Origin of the sequence: Rhodanobacter sp. Root627, assembly GCF_001427835.1 — a bacterium.
In the GTDB taxonomy this organism is placed as follows: Bacteria; Pseudomonadota; Gammaproteobacteria; order Xanthomonadales; family Rhodanobacteraceae; genus Rhodanobacter; species Rhodanobacter ginsenosidimutans.
In genome coordinates, this window is record NZ_LMGW01000001.1 from 751,422 (window position 1) to 766,813 (window position 15,392).

A 15,392-nucleotide genomic window follows, 5' to 3' on the forward strand; every position below is an offset into this window, starting at 1 on the left:
GCCCGCTCCCCATACCCTGATCAGCGCGGCGGCGAGCGAGTTGGTGGAGAACCGGGGGTGAATCCGTTTTTCGCTCTTTCGCACATGACGGTCCTGCTCAGTCTGGTGGCGGCCTGGCTCGTGATGGGCCTCGCGGGACTGGTGCGCTCCCACCGCATCGGCTGGGTGGCCTACACCTTGTTTCCCCTCGGCGCGTTGGTCGCCCTGGGCATCGCCGTCGTGGGTTTCTCCGCGCTCACCGACGGGTTCGTGGTGGAGCACGTCGTTCTCCCCCTCGGATTGCCGGATTTGCCGTTCCACGTTCGCCTTGATGCGCTTTCCGGGTTTTTCCTGCTGCTGCTCGGCATCGTGGGCGCCGGCATTTCGGTGTTCGCGGCCGGCTATTTCCGTGCGGGCGAAGGCACCTCGCCAGGGTTGCTCTGCCTGCAGTACCACACGTTTCTGGCGAGCATGGCGATGGTCATCCTCGCCGACGATGCCTACCTGTTCATGGTGGCCTGGGAGACGATGGCGCTCAGTTCATACTTCCTGGTGACCACGCAGCACCGCATCCCGGAGATCCAGCGCGCCGGTTTTCTTTATCTGTTGATGGCGCACGTGGGGGCGCTGGCACTGCTGTTGTGTTTCGGCGTGTTGCACGGTGGCAGCTGGCTGATGACATTCGACGCGATGCGTGGTGCCACGCTCTCGCCGGGGTGGGCTGGTGTGGCCTTCGGGCTAGCGCTGTTCGGTTTCGGCGCCAAGGCGGGGCTGGTGCCGCTTCATGTGTGGTTGCCCGAAGCCCATCCCGCCGCGCCATCGCCGGTATCCGCCATGATGAGCGGCCTGATGCTGAAGGTGGCGATCTACGGCCTGCTGCGTATCAGTTTCGATCTGCTCCACGGCGGACCGTGGTGGTGGGGCATGCTGACCTTGGTCGTGGGGCTGGGCACGGCCCTGTTCGGCGCCGTGTTTGCCGCCGTGCAGACCGACATGAAGCGGTTGCTGGCCTATTCCTCCATCGAGAACATCGGCCTGATCGTCGCGGCCATCGGTCTGGCTTTGCTGGGCTACGCGTTTCATATGCGTTTGCTGGCGGCGCTGGCGTTGGCGGCGGCGCTGCTGCATGCATTCAATCACGCACTGTTCAAGAGCCTGCTCTTTCTCGCCACCGGCTCCGTGCTGCATGCCACCCATGAGCGCAGCCTGGGCAAGCTGGGCGGCCTGATCCGCCGGATGCCCTGGGTCGCCACCTTGGCCTTGATCGGCACCCTGGCCCTCGCCGGTTTGCCGCCACTCAACGGTTTTGTGTCCGAATGGCTGCTGCTGCAGGCATTTTTGTCGACGCCCTCCATTCCGCATGCGTTCGTCAACATGATCGTACCGGTCGGTGCCGCGGTCGTGGCCCTGACCGCCGCGCTGGCCGGCTACGTGATGGTCAAGTTCTACGGCGTGATCTTTCTCGGCCAGCCGCGCGAACCGGCATTGATGCAGGCCCACGATGCCGGCTGGCTCGAACGCTTGGGGCTGGGCTGGCTGGCGTTGGGCTGCGTCCTCATCGGCGTGTTCCCGCAAGTCGCGCTGGATGCCGTCGCCCCTGTGACACAGGTGCTGGTCGGCACCGTGGTCCAGGGCGGACCCTCCCCCTGGTGGATCGCCCCGGTGGCGCAGGCGCAGGCTTCTTACAGCGGCCTGTGGCTGCTGCTGGGCATGGCCGGCGTGATCGCAGTGATGTTTGTGCTGGTACGGCGGATGTATCACGGCCGTGTGCGCCGCACGCCGCCGTGGAATTGCGGCTACCCCGCGCTGACCCCACGCATGCAGGACACCGCCGAAGGGTTTGGCCAGCCGATCCGGCACATGTTCGGGCCGTTCTTTCGCATCGAGCGCGAACTGCCGGCGCCGGATGACCGCGCTCCTCGCTACCGCATCCAGATCGATGACCGCTGCTGGCATGGGCTTTACCTGCCGCTCGCCCGCGCCGTCGGCTGGCTGGCCGATGCGCTCTCCGTGCTGCAGCGTGGCCGTCTGGCCGTCTATTTGTTGTACAGCTTCCTTACCTTGATCGTGTTGCTGGTATTCGTCCTATGAACGCGCTCGCGCTGGTCAGCCAGTTGGGCGGCACAGCGCTTGCCGTTGCACTGGCACCCGTGTTGGCGGGCTGGGTCGCGCAGTGTCGGGCCTGGCTGCAGAATCGGTCGGCACCTCCCTTGCTGCAACCCTACCGCACCTTGCGCAAGCTGTTCCGCAAGGACGCGGCACTCGCCACGTACGCTTCGCCCTTGTTCCGCGCCACGCCGTACGTCGTGTTCGGCGCGATGGCCATGGCGGCGGCGATCATTCCCTCGGTGACCACGGACCTGCCGATGGCGCGCGTGGCCGATGCGATCGCCCTGGTCGGTCTGTTTGCGACGGCACGCGTGTTCATCGCCCTGGCGGCGATGGATATTGGCACCGTGTTCGGCAGCATGGGCGCGCGGCGCGAAATGATGATCGGCTTTCTCGCCGAGCCGGCGTTGCTGATGGTGCTTTTCAACGCGTTCCTGATGTTCGGCAGTACGGCATTGCCGACGGTGGTGGAAGGTACCTTGAACGCCCAGGGGCTGACGCTGCACCCGAGTCTGGCCTTCGCCGGCGTGGCTTTCGTGATGGTGCTGCTGGCGGAGAACGCCCGTATTCCGATCGACAACCCGGCCACGCACCTTGAAGTGACCATGATTCATGAGGCGATGGTGCTGGAGTATTCGGCGCGCCATTTGGCCCTCATCGAATGGGCGTCCTGGCTGAAATTGTTCAACTACGCCTGCATCGGCTTCGCGCTGTTCGTGCCGTGGGGTATTGCGCTGCATGCGAACGGGCCGCTGGCGTTGCTGTTTGCCGTCGCATGGCTGGTGATCAAGCTGGTCGTCGCCGGCGCGGTGCTGGCGGTGATCGAAACGGTCTCGGCCAAGCTGCGCATTTTCCGCGCGCCGGAGTTCCTGAGCATGGCGTTCCTGCTGGCCGTGCTGGGGCTGCTCGTCCATCTGTTGCTGCAGTCCTGAATCATGCCCCCACTGACCCTCGCCACCCAGCTGCTGCACGTCCTCGCCGCCGGCCTGCTGATGATCTCGTTCGCCATGCTCGCGCAACGGCGTACGCGGCGGCTGATCATTCTGCTGGCCTGGCAGGGCGCCGTGCTGACCGCGTCCACGCTGTTAGTGGCCACGACCGCGCATTTGCCGCACCTGTACTACTCCGCCGCGCTGACCCTGGTCGAAAAGGTCTGCCTGATGCCGTGGATTCTGATGCGGCTCATGCGCCGCCTCGGTATCGAAGGCGATAGCGATCCGCTGGTGAACATTCCGACCCTGATGCTGGTAGGGCTGGGCCTGGTGATCTTCGCGTTCGGGCTGGCCCAGCCGATCAGTTCGCTGGCCACCACCGTGACCCGGCAGACGCTTGGCATCGCCATGGCCGTCATCCTGCTGGCCTTCCTGATGATGATCGCCCGGCACAAGGCGGTGACCCAGGTGATCGGTTTCCTGGCGATGGAAAACGGCCTGTTCTTCGCCGCCAACAGTACGACCTACGGCATGCCGATGGTGATCGAACTGGGCATCGCGCTGGATCTGCTGGTCGGCGTGTTCATTTTCGGCATCTTCTTCTTCCAGATCCGCGAGCAGTTCGATAGCCTCGATCTGCATCAGCTCGAAGCACTCAAGGAGGACTGACGTGGAGCTCGTGCTGGTATTGGCTATTCCGGTGGTTGGCGCGATCCTGCTCGCGCTCGTCGGTGCGCAGCAGCGTGCCGCGGAACTCAATGTCGTCATCAGCTTTGCCACGCTGATCGCCGCCGCTGCCCTGGTCCTGCGGATCATCGGCGAAGGGCCGATGACGGTGGCCCACGAGCAGTTTTTCGTCGACCCGTTCAATGTGTTCCTGATCGCGTTAACCGCGCTGGTCGGTTTCACCACGGCCGTGTTCTCACGCCCTTATATGCGTATTGAACAAGACCACGGTCGACTCAATGCGCGGCGTTTGCGCCTGTATCACAGCATGTACCAGCTGTTCATGACCGCGATGCTGGTGGCGCTGTCCACCAACAACATGGGACTGCTATGGGTCGCGATGGAAGCGGCAACGCTGTCGACGGTGCTGCTGGTGTCGCTGTACCGCACTCGCGCCAGCATCGAGGCAGCTTGGAAGTATTTCATCCTGTGCGGCGTCGGTATCGCGCTGGCCTTGTTCGGCACCATCCTGCTGTATTTCGCGGCCGAGCGGCTGCTCGGTAGCGAGGGCATGAGTGCGCTGCTGTGGACGCACCTCAATGCCGTGAAGGGACAGCTCGATCCGGCCGTGATCGGACTGGCTTTTGTGTTTCTGCTGGTTGGCTATGGCACCAAGGTGGGCCTCGCCCCGTTGCACAACTGGCTGCCCGATGCCCACGCCGAGGGCCCGACCCCGGTTTCGGCGGTGTTGTCGGGGCTGCTGCTCAATGTGGCGATGTACGCGGTGGTCCGCTGCAAGATTCTCGCCGTCGGCGCGATGCATTCTGAGCTGCCCGGACGCATGCTGATGGGCTTCGGACTGCTGTCCACGTTGCTGGCCGCGTTTTTCCTGTGGCGGCAGCGCGATATCAAGCGCCTATTCGGCTACTCCTCGATCGAGCACATGGGCATCATCACCTTCGCGTTCGGCATGGGCGGCCCGCTGGCGAACTTCGCCGCGCTGCTGCACATGACCGTGCACTCGTTGACCAAGTCGGCGATCTTTTTCGCCGCCGGTCATGCGTCACAGATCGCAGGCACGCAGCGTATCGACGGCATTCGCGGCCTGCTGGTGGTCAGTCCCACCGTCGGTTGGGGGCTGATGCTGGGATCATTGGCGATCCTCGGGATGCCGCCGTTCGGCGTGTTCACCAGCGAATACCTGATATTGACCACGGCGATGCGCGACCACCCCTGGGCGACGCCGATCCTGCTCGCTGCCCTGGGCGTCGCGTTTGCCGCGATCTTCGGCAAGGTGCAGCCGATGGTGTTCGGCGACACCGACGCGCGGCCCTTGCCGCATTCGCCGGCGCTGGTGCCAGTGTTCGTCCATCTATCGATCGTGTTGATGCTCGGCCTGTACATGCCCCCAGCCCTCGCCGAGTGGTATCGCCTGGCTGCACGGTTGATTGGATGAAGCATATGTGGCCTGAGTTCCTTGACACTTCCTGCGTGCCCCTGCCGTCCAACGTGGCGGTCTACCGCGTGGAAGCCGACGCCCACCACTGGACGTGGGCGGCCGATGCGCTGCGCGAAGCGGGCGCGAATCTGTTGGCCCTGTGGGGTAGCGACGATCGGGATCGCGACCACTGCCTGCGCGTGCGCGCGGCTTACCTGCTGCCGGATCGCGCGGTCGTAATTGAACACGCGATGCCTGCCGAGCGCGCGGTCTATCCCTCGCTGACGTCGCGTTTCCCGGTCGCCGATCGCCTGCAGCGTGCGGTCCATGACCTGCTCGGCATCCGCGCCGAGGGCGGTGACACGCGCCCATGGTTGCGTCATGGCGGCTGGCCGGAGAATGTGTTTCCTCTGCGCCGCGATGTCGGTTCGGCGCAGACCTATCCGGGCGTCAGTGCACCGTATCCGTTCGTGCCGGTCATCGGCGAAGGCGTGCATGAGGTGGCGGTGGGCCCTGTGCATGCCGGCACCATCGAGCCGGGACGTTTCCATGTTTCCGTCGTGGGCGAAAAAGTGCTGCGCCTGGAGGAACGCCTGGGCTATACCCACAAGGGGGTCGCCAAGCGTTTTGAAAGCTTCATGCAACGCGACGGCCATCGCCTGGCGGCGCGACTCAGCGGGGATTCGACGGTAGCCTTTGGCTGGGCTTATTGCGCCGCGTTGGAGTCCCTCACGGTCTCGGTTCCGTCGCCGCGTGCCGCCGCCTTGCGTGCCTTGGCGCTCGAACGCGAGCGCATCGCCAATCATCTGGGCGATCTCGGCGGCATCGCCAACGATGCCGGCTTCGGTTTCGGGCTGACGCAGTTCTCCAGCCTGAAAGAACAACTGCTCCGCAGCAACGCCGAGGTGTTTGGCCAGCGCTATCTGTTCGACTTTGTGGTCCCCGGAGGAGTGGCCTGCGATCTGCCGGTGCGGGCGACATCGACCCTGCTCGGCGAAATCGCGATGCTCGAACGGGCCGTGCATGAACTGCGTTCCATCTACGCCAATCACGAAGGTCTGCAGGACCGCTTTCTCGGCGCGGGGCGGCTGACGCCCGAGCAGGCGCGGGCGCTGGGGGCCATCGGCCTGGCCGCACGGGCATCGGGCGTCGCCCGCGATCTTCGTGTCGACCAGCCATGGGCCCCTTACGACCAACTGGCATCGGTGCTGGCGACCCGCCCGGAAGGGGATGTGGCGGCACGCGTCCAGGTGCGCTTTGACGAAACGCTGGAGTCGCTGCGGTTGTGCCGACAATTGCTGGACACGCTGCCGCAGGGCGAGCTCTGCATTGAACTGCCGATGGCACCGGCCGGCCAGCTGGGACTCGGCCTGATCGAAGGGTGGCGTGGTCCGGTCATGGTGGCCTTGGAAACCGGCCCGGAAGGCCGTATCCGGCGATGCCATCCGCATGACCCCTCCTGGCAGAACTGGCCGCTGATCGAGGTGGCACTGCTGGGCAACATCGTTCCCGATTTTCCCCTCATCAACAAGTCATTCAATCTTTCCTACAGCGGACACGACGGGTAAGCGAACATGTTCGATATTCTTTCACGCATCCGTCGTGTCGGTCGCCTGAGCGAACCTCTGCCGGCGCGGGACACTTCGGACACCGAACTGACCGCGATTCAGCGCGAGCTGCACAATGTGTTCGGTCGTGCTCTGTGCATACGCCATGTCGACGCGGGTTCCTGCAATGGCTGCGAGCTCGAAATCCACGCCCTGAGCAATCCGTACTACAACCTCGAAGGCGCGGGCATCCGGTTTGTCGCCAGTCCCCGGCATGCCGATCTGTTGCTGGTCACCGGGCCGGTGTCGGTCAACATGGAAGACGCGCTCAAGCACACCTATGAAGCGATGCCCGAGCCCAAATGGGTGCTCGCCGTGGGCGACTGCGGCGCGTGTGGTGGGATATTCGGCGCCAACTACGCCGTGCGTGGCCCGATCAGCGACGTGATTCCCGTGCATGCCGTGGTCAACGGTTGCCCGCCCAGCCCGCTGGCCATTCTGCGGGGACTTCTGCACATCACTCGCCATCTCCCTTCCTAACGTAGCTCTACTTACAGGACTCGGTCACCATGTCCGATCTGCTTAAACAGGCGGCGCTTGCGTATCACCGGTGCGCTCCGGCCGGCAAGATTTGCGTGACGTCGACCAAGCCCATGTTGACCCAACGCGATCTTGCGCTGGCGTATTCCCCCGGCGTGGCGGCGGCCTGCGAAGCGATCGTGGCCGATCCTCGCGAAGTCTCGACGCTGACGGCGCGGGCCAACCTGGTCGCGGTAGTCACCAATGGCACGGCCGTGCTCGGTCTGGGCGACATCGGCCCGCTGGCCAGCAAGCCCGTCATGGAAGGTAAAGGCGTCCTGTTCCAGAAGTTCGCCGGCATCGACGTCTTCGACATCGAGCTGGACGAGCGTGACCCGGACAAACTGGTCGACATCATCGCGGCGATGGAGCCCACGTTTGGCGGCATCAATCTGGAGGACATCAAGGCGCCGGAGTGCTTCATCGTCGAGCGCAAGCTGCGCGAGCGGATGAAGATTCCGGTGTTTCACGATGACCAACATGGCACTTCGATCATCGTCGGTGCCGCCGTGCTCAACGCGCTGGAGGTGGTCGGCAAGCGGATCGAGGAGGCCAGGCTCGCCACCTCTGGTGTGGGAGCGGCCGGTGTTGCGTGTCTGGACATGTTGGTGGCACTGGGCCTGAAACCCGAGAATATTTTGGCGGTGGACCGTGATGGAGTGCTTTACACCGGCCGCCCCCATCTGGATCCCGACAAAGCCCGCTACGCTCGCCCCACGACCAAGCGCACGTTGGCGGATATCGTCGAGGGTGCGGATATCTTTCTTGGCCTGTCGGCGGGCGGCATCCTGACACCGGCCATGGTCGCGACGATGGCTGATTCGCCGATCATCTTTGCGTTGGCCAATCCCACTCCGGAAATCCTGCCGGAAGAAGCCAAAAAAGTCCGTCCGGACTGCATCCTCGCGACGGGTCGTTCGGACTATCCGAACCAGGTCAACAACGTGCTGTGCTTTCCCTACATTTTCCGTGGAGCCCTGGACGTCGGTGCCACGGGCATCAACGAGGCGATGAAACTCGCCTGCGTGCGGGCGATCGCGGCGCTGGCGCGGATGGAGGCGTCCGACCTCGGTAGCGCCTACGGCAGTGAGGTGCTTTCGTTCGGCGCTGATTACCTCATCCCGCGCCCGTTCGATCCGCGTCTGCTGGTCATGCTGGCGCCGGCCGTGGCGCAGGCGGCCATGGACTCCGGTATCGCCACGCGTCCGATCACCGACATGGACGCCTATCGCGAGAAACTCGGCCAGTTCATCTATCGCACCAGTCTGCTGATGAAGCCGGTTTACGAGTGCGCCCGCAGCGACCGCAAACGCTTGGTGTACGCCGAGGGCGAGGAAGAGACCGTTTTGCGTGCCGTGCAGACGGTGATCGACGAGGGCCTCGCGTTTCCCATCCTGATCGGTCGCCCGGACGTGATCGAGACACGGATTCAGCGACTCGGCCTGCGCATGCGCATCGGTGTCGATGTCGAGTTGACCAACATCAGCAACGACCCGCGTTTCCACGAGTACTGGCAGCACTATCACCTGCTGACCGAACGTCGCGGCGTGACCCAGGCGGCAGCGAAGAATCTGCTGCGCTCGCGTCCCACCCTGATCGCCGCCCTGATGGTGGAACGCGGTGAGGCCGATGCCATGATCTGCGGCATCGTCGGGCGATTCCACAAGAAGCTGGGTTACCTGCGCAGCGTGTTCGGACTCGACCCAGGAGTACCGTGTACCTCCGCCATGACTGGCGTGATCAACGACAAGGGTGCCTGGTTCTTCGTCGACACCCATGTGCAGGTCGATCCCTCGGCCGAACAGATCGCAGAGGCCACGCTGCTGGCGAGCGGGCGGCTCAAGTTATTCGGTGTCGAACCCAAGGTGGCACTCCTGTCGCATTCCAACTACGGCAGCCACGACAACCCCAGTGCCGCGAAGATGCGCCAGGTCTGGCAGATCCTGAAACGTCGTGCCCCGGACTTGGAAATGGACGGCGAAATGCAGGCTGATACCGCGTGGGATGAGGCATTGCGCAAGCGGATGTTCCCCAACTCTACGCTCGACGGTCGCGCCAACCTGTTCGTACTGCCCAGTCTGGATGCTGCCAACATCGCCTACAACATGGTGCGGGTGATGACTGACGGTGTCGCCATTGGGCCGATCCTGATGGGGCTGAACAAGCCGGCGCACATTCTCACTCCCCATGCCACGGTGCGTGACGTCATCAACATGACCGCGATCGCCTGTATCGAAGGGTTGCTGCGCGCTCCCAGACAGGCGCACGACGCACAGTAACTTCATAGGGCACAGGAGCAGAGACAGATGACGGTCTGGACAGTGTTAACGGTACTTTTTGACGGAGCAGCAGCGGCAGCTTTCTTGATCCTTGGTTCCACGGGACGACACCGGATGCTGATGTTCGCAGGACTCGCGCTTGTTGTGGCCATGGTCGCCATGGTGGGTGCAACGCTATGGCATAGCGACATTCTGATGTCAGGAAGTTTCCTCCTGGGTACAGCAGCCTGCATGGTCGGCTTCTTTGCCATAGCGACTCGGGCAAAGCCGGGTAACAGACGTCGATGAGTCGCCGGCATGGGGGTGAGTGGCCGCGGTTACTCTCAATATTGCACGACTTGAAAGACGACATCCCCGAAGCGCGGCTTCGATCAAACGCATCATGCCCCGTGGCTTCTCCTGCCATCCCTCGATTCCCACATGTGGACCCTGTCTGTGCGACCGCCGATGATCAACCTGCGCTCACCGCTGCACCGTATTGCAGACATGCCGGCATCCCCATGAGCGCCCGCGTTCTTGATGGAAAACGCATCGCACAAGAGCTTCTTGACCGTATGGCCAAACGGGTCAACCAACGTGTGGCCGACGGACACGGCGCGCCGGGGCTGGCGGTGGTCCTGGTGGGTAATGATGCGGCCTCGTCGGTCTATGTGCGCACCAAACGCAAAGCCTGCCATCAGGTCGGGTTTCAATCGTTTGACTACGACCTGCCGGCTGCCACCACCCAAGCGGAACTGATGACCCTCATCACTCAGTTGAATGCCGACCCGGCCGTGCACGGCATCCTGGTGCAGTCACCGCTTCCGACGCACATCGACGAAGACGCATTGGTCGACAGCATTGATCCGAACAAGGACGTGGATGGTTTTCAGGCGGTCAACGTGGGGCGTCTCGCGCTACGCCGCTTTGGCCTGCGCCCATGCACGCCCAAAGGCGTGATGATCTTGCTGGGACATACCGATCGACCGGTGCGTGGTGAACATGCGGTGGTGGTCGGCGCTTCCAATCATGTGGGTCGCCCGCTGGTGCTGGAGCTGATGATCGCCGGCTGCACGACCACCTGCTGCCATAGGTTCACTCGCGATCTGGAAGGTTACGTGCGGCAGGCCGACATCCTGATTGTCGCCGTAGGCAAGCCAGGGCTGGTCAAGGGTGAATGGATCAAACCCGGAGCCGTGGTGATCGACATAGGTATCAACCGCCTTGATGACGGGCGACTGGTGGGCGATGTCGACTTCGCATCCGCGACAGAGCGGGCCAGCTGGATCACGCCGGTACCCGGCGGCGTGGGCCCGATGACCGTGGCTACGTTGATTGAAAATACGCTGGAAGCGGCCGAAGCGCAGACCCATCGAGCGAGCACCACCTGGTAAAGAGCGAGAAAGCCCATGCTGGAAAAGATGAGTGAATGGAGTGCGGGGTGTCATGACACGCAATGACCGCAAAATCGACGCATTGCGCCGGCGCATTCCGTCTTTCACCTGCATCGTTGGTTGCCATGACTGTTGTGGACCGGTGACAGCCTCATCGGAAGAGATGGCCAGGCTGCCCGCCAAGACCGAAGCCGAACATGCGAACGCGCTGGCCGAGCTGAGCTGTCCGCATCTGGGCCAGCATGGCTGCGAGGTTTACGGGGAACGGCCCCTTATCTGCCGGCTTTTTGGGACGACACCGCGTTTGCTGTGCCCGAATGGCAAGCGGCCGGTCTATATGATCGACACCAAGACCGAGGTTGAGATCCATCAGTTTCTTGCGAGCACGCGACAAGTTCTGGTGTGACACGAATGGTCCTCAAGGTATGCGGCTCGGGAATGACGTCGATGGATTCGAGTGACATGCTCTTGACGGGAAAATCAGATGCCGCCTTTGGAACATGATCCTGTCGAGTCGCCGCCATGCCATGGATTATCACCAAATACGTCATCCCTGCGGCCATCGTGGTGGCCGTGTCTGATTGGCCAAGCGCATTGCTCGCTTCGCTCTCGCTGGTGACTTTGCTTGCACTGACCCGGCTCTATCTGGACAAGCAGTCAGCGAAGAAGATCGCGAACCACGCTTGGTATACGTTCCGGTATGTCGTGCCGACGCTGCCGATGTTCCTGATCTTTCCGCGCCTGTTTGCCCGCTTCGGTTTCTGGCCCGCATTGGCACTGAGCGCGGTTATCACCGTGGTGTGCTTTGGAACTTTTGTGCTGGCCGTCAAGCCCTTCGGGATCAAGTCGCTCTAAATTTCATCTTTTTGGCCGCGGCAGGCATGTCGCATAGTGGACTCGCATGAGCACGATTCAGGACACTGCCTACCCTCAATTGAAAAAGGATCTCAGCGCCCGCGATTTGACGGCCATTTACACGCCCACCGCCGACGAGTGCGCATTTGCCGTAGGCGTCTCGGCACGTAGGCCAACCCAGGCGCTGCTGTTGATCCAGCTCAAGATTCTTCAGCGGTTGGGATACTTCGAACCGGTGTCAACCTTACCGCGCGCGATTATTGATCATGTCTGCGGAAGCGCTCAGATGCGCATCCCCACCGTGCGCGAATTGAAGGCCTACGACGCGTCAGGCAGCCGCTCGCTGCACCTGAAGAAGATTCGCGACTTCGTCGGCGTACGACGGTTTGTGGAGGCCGATTGGCTCTGGCTGGATCAGATCGCCCGCGAGGCGGCCGCGACCAAACAGGAGCTGGAGGACATCATCAACGTCCTCATCGAAGAACTGGTGCGGCAGAAGTACGAGTTACCGGGATTCACCCAGCTCGTGCGCGTGGCAAGGGCGGCGCGCAACGCGGTCAACTCGGCCATTTTCAAATCGATCGACGGGCAGTTGACCCCCGAACAGCGTCAGATGCTGGACGACCTCGTCCTTCAGCGTCGTGGACTGACCCTCTGGGACCAACTCAAACGCGAACCGAAAAGGCCTACCGTTCGCGAGGTAGCCAAGTTCCTTGAACATATTCGCTGGCTCAAAAGCCTGGGTCACGGACTACCCGACACCCGCGAAATGGCGGTGACAAAACGCCATCAGATGATGCTGGAAGCCCGCGCGTTGGACGCCAAGGACATCCGCGCCGTCAAGCCGCTCAAGCGTCATACATTGGCTGTGCTGCTGATCCAGTCCCAGCTGGAGAAAGCCACTGACGATGTCGCAAGCATTTTCATCAAGATCATGCACGGTATCGATAACCAGGCCGAGGAACGGCTGCGCCAGTACCGATTGGATCATGCCGAGCAGACCGATCGCCTGATCGGCCAGTTTCGCGAGGTGCTGGCCGCCATGCAGGAGGGCAAGTCGGCCAAGAAGCGTGTGGAAAGCATGGAACGGGTGCTGGGCGATCCGGAACAATGGATCATTCAATGCGATGAGCATGCCGCCTTTGCGGGGAATAACTATCTGCCTTTCATGTTGAAACCCTACAGCGACAAGCGTGCCTTGCTATACCAGTGCCTGGAGGTACTCGAACTTCAGTCCAGCTCGCAAGACGATACGCTGGTACGAGCCATCGCCTGGCTCCGGGAATGGCGCACGGCACGCCGCGAGCACCTCGATGTTGCCGTGCTTCCCAACGGGATCGACCTGAAGCGCTGGCTGCCCGACGGCTGGTATCGTCTGGTTGCGGTGACATCACCCGAAGGTGAGTCGCGGATCCATCGAAAATATCTTGAACTGTTCGTCTGCATGTCGATCATGAAAGACCTGCAGTCCGGCGACCTGTACTCGGCGCACAGCAACGATTTCGATGACTACCGCGAACACCTTGTGTCGTGGGACGAGTACGGCGGGGAACTGGGCCGCTACTGCGACATCACCTCGCTGCCCAAGGACGGTGCCGGCTTTGTCGCACAGCTCAAAACGGAGATGTCGACGTTAGCCAAACAGGTGGACGACAGCTTTCCCGAGAACGAGTTCGTACGAATCGGTGAGAACGGTTTGGTCATCCAGCGGCTCGACCGCAAGCAGGATCCGCCGGAATTGGCCCTGTTGGAATCGCGACTCAAGGAGGATATGCCATCCGTCAACATCCTGGACCTGCTGACCGAGGCTGAGCAGTGGCTCGACCTGCACCGACTGTTCGGACCGTTGTCCGGCTTTGAAGCTAAGATTGACGATCCGCGCAAGCGCTTTATCACGACATTGTTCTGCTACGGGTGCAATCTGGGTCCCACGCAGACAGCACGCTCGGTCCAGGGGTTGAGCCGCAAGCAGGTGGCATGGCTCAACCTTCGCCATATCACCGAGGAACGGCTGGACAAAGCGATCGTGCGGGTGATCAATGCCTTCAACACCTTCGCTTTGCCAAAATTCTGGGGTACCGGCAAGCATGTCTCGGCCGACGGCACGAAGTGGAGCATCTACGAACAGAACCTGCTGTCGGAGTACCACGTTCGCTATGGTGGCTATGGCGGCATCGGCTATTACCACGTCTCGGATATGTATATCGCGCTCTTCAGCAATTTCATTCCGTGTGGCGTGCATGAGGCGGTTTATATCCTCGACGGCCTGATCAAGAACGAGTCTGACGTGCAGCCGGACACGATTCACGGCGATACCCAAGCCCAGAGTGCGCCTGTGTTCGGCTTGTCGCACCTATTGGGCATTCGCCTCATGCCGCGTATTCGCGGCATCAAGCAGCTGGTGTTCTACAAGCCCGATCGAAAGGCTAAGTACGGGCACATCAATAGCTTGTTCACCGAATCGATCAACTGGGAACTCATCGAGCGCCACTATCCAGACATGCTGCGTGTGGCCATCTCGATCAAGGCAGGGCGGATTACTCCCTCAATGATTCTCCGACGCCTGGGTGTGGCCAGCCGGAAGAACAAGCTGTATTTCGCGTTCCGCGAGCTCGGCCGAGCCATACGAACCCGATTCCTGCTGAACTACATCAACGATGTCGAGCTGCGCCGCGTGATCCACCAGTCGACGAACAAGAGCGAGCAGTTCAACGACTTCGCCCAATGGCTGCACTTCGCGAATGACGGAATCATTGCGGAAAACATTCGCCACGAGCAGCGAAAGGTCGTGAAATACAACCATCTCGTGGCCAACATGGTCATCCTGCACAATGTCCATACGATGTCGCGAACGCTGAAAGTCCTTCAAGAGCAAGGCGTTCCGCTCAGCGAAGAGCTGCTGAACCGGTTGTCGCCATACCGGCGAGAGCATATCAATCGGCTAGGCCACTACTCACTGGACTTGGATCGGTACCAGAGCGCCATGGCCAAAGACATCAAATTTGCCTTGTAGCCTCAACGACTTATTGTCCGTTCTGCGAAAATTTCCAGAATCCCGGCCGAACCTCTGTCCGCCCCTCGCCTTGGCCGATCACCTCGCACGGGAAAGTGACGGTCGTTCCACTCCCTTCGCGCGGCTGCGCCGCACCGGGCCGCGTGGCAGCGTCATAGCCCTCGCGGAACAGGTGCGCCTGCTCGATGGTGAGCCACCAATGGCGCATGTCGCGTTCGCGGTAGACCCGGCCCTCAGGGGACACCAGCCGATCACGGACGACCCGCCAACCCTCCCAGCCGTCCAGCAGCCCACCCAGCTCGCCGGCCCGCAGCAGGCGCAGCAGCCGCACCGCCGACCACGGCACCCGGTTACGGCCGCTGTCCCAATGCCGCACGGTGCGCAGGCAAACCCCGAGGTACGCCGCCGCCTGTTTCTGGCTCAACAGGCAGCTATGACGCAGCTCGCGGAAACCGTCGGGGCTGATGAGCCAGAGGCGACGGCGTGGACGGCGAGCACCACGACGAGGGCGACCCAGAGGACGGCCCACGGGTCGAGATTCAGGGGATGGCGCAGCTTCATCGGGCACCCCGGCGATTTCGCATAATGTATATTATGTCAAATTACGAAAATGGCTCCTATG

General features: G+C 62.2%; 12 protein-coding genes. 11 read left to right on the top strand and 1 reads right to left on the bottom strand.

The window, feature by feature from the left end; genetic code table 11:
- Window positions 1–57: 57 nt before the first annotated feature.
- From hyfB to ASD68_RS03670, 11 genes are all read left to right on the top strand, one after another.
- Entirely contained in the window at window positions 58–2,070 is a 2,013-nt protein-coding gene (gene hyfB, locus ASD68_RS03620; protein ID WP_235578620.1) for a hydrogenase 4 subunit B, read from the top strand.
- Window positions 2,067–3,020, top strand: coding sequence for an NADH-quinone oxidoreductase subunit H (locus ASD68_RS03625; protein ID WP_056603488.1), 954 nt, complete (start codon window positions 2,067–2,069; stop codon window positions 3,018–3,020). The genes hyfB and ASD68_RS03625 overlap by 4 nt, the downstream gene beginning before the upstream one ends.
- Window positions 3,021–3,023: 3 nt before the next feature.
- Window positions 3,024–3,689, top strand: a complete 666-nt coding sequence (locus tag ASD68_RS03630) for a formate hydrogenlyase (RefSeq protein ID WP_235578621.1) — start codon at window positions 3,024–3,026, stop codon at window positions 3,687–3,689.
- A 1-nt stretch (window position 3,690) separates the two neighbouring features.
- Window positions 3,691–5,142: a hydrogenase 4 subunit F gene (locus ASD68_RS03635; protein ID WP_056603494.1), complete on the top strand. Its 1,452-nt coding sequence runs from the start codon at window positions 3,691–3,693 to the stop codon at window positions 5,140–5,142.
- Window positions 5,139–6,692, top strand: a complete 1,554-nt coding sequence (locus tag ASD68_RS03640) for an NADH-quinone oxidoreductase subunit C (protein ID WP_056603496.1) — start codon at window positions 5,139–5,141, stop codon at window positions 6,690–6,692. The genes ASD68_RS03635 and ASD68_RS03640 overlap by 4 nt, the downstream gene beginning before the upstream one ends.
- 6 nt (window positions 6,693–6,698) lie before the next feature.
- Window positions 6,699–7,211, top strand: a complete 513-nt coding sequence (locus tag ASD68_RS03645) for a formate hydrogenlyase (protein ID WP_056603499.1) — start codon at window positions 6,699–6,701, stop codon at window positions 7,209–7,211.
- A 29-nt stretch (window positions 7,212–7,240) separates the two neighbouring features.
- Window positions 7,241–9,529: an NADP-dependent malic enzyme gene (locus ASD68_RS03650; RefSeq protein ID WP_056603502.1), complete on the top strand. Its 2,289-nt coding sequence runs from the start codon at window positions 7,241–7,243 to the stop codon at window positions 9,527–9,529.
- 500 nt (window positions 9,530–10,029) lie between these two features.
- Window positions 10,030–10,902 (top strand): bifunctional methylenetetrahydrofolate dehydrogenase/methenyltetrahydrofolate cyclohydrolase FolD, encoded by an 873-nt coding sequence (folD, locus tag ASD68_RS03655; protein WP_056603505.1) that lies wholly within the window; start codon window positions 10,030–10,032, stop codon window positions 10,900–10,902.
- A gap of 52 nt (window positions 10,903–10,954) precedes the next feature.
- Window positions 10,955–11,308: a YkgJ family cysteine cluster protein gene (locus ASD68_RS03660; protein WP_056603508.1), complete on the top strand. Its 354-nt coding sequence runs from the start codon at window positions 10,955–10,957 to the stop codon at window positions 11,306–11,308.
- A gap of 116 nt (window positions 11,309–11,424) precedes the next feature.
- A complete protein-coding gene (locus ASD68_RS03665; RefSeq protein WP_056603511.1) occupies window positions 11,425–11,757 on the top strand; it encodes a DUF3147 family protein in 333 nt (110 codons plus the stop codon).
- A 46-nt stretch (window positions 11,758–11,803) separates the two neighbouring features.
- The gene (locus tag ASD68_RS03670) at window positions 11,804–14,770 is read left to right on the top strand and encodes a Tn3 family transposase (protein ID WP_056603515.1); all 2,967 of its coding nucleotides are present in this window, start codon (window positions 11,804–11,806) and stop codon (window positions 14,768–14,770) included.
- Window positions 14,771–14,780: 10 nt separating this feature from the next.
- On the opposite strand, the gene ASD68_RS03675 is transcribed toward ASD68_RS03670, so the two are convergent.
- On the bottom strand, window positions 14,781–15,338 hold the full coding sequence (locus ASD68_RS03675; protein ID WP_343123432.1) for a VC1465 family Xer recombination activation factor: 558 nt from the start codon (window positions 15,336–15,338) through the stop codon (window positions 14,781–14,783).
- Window positions 15,339–15,392 lie beyond the last annotated feature (54 nt).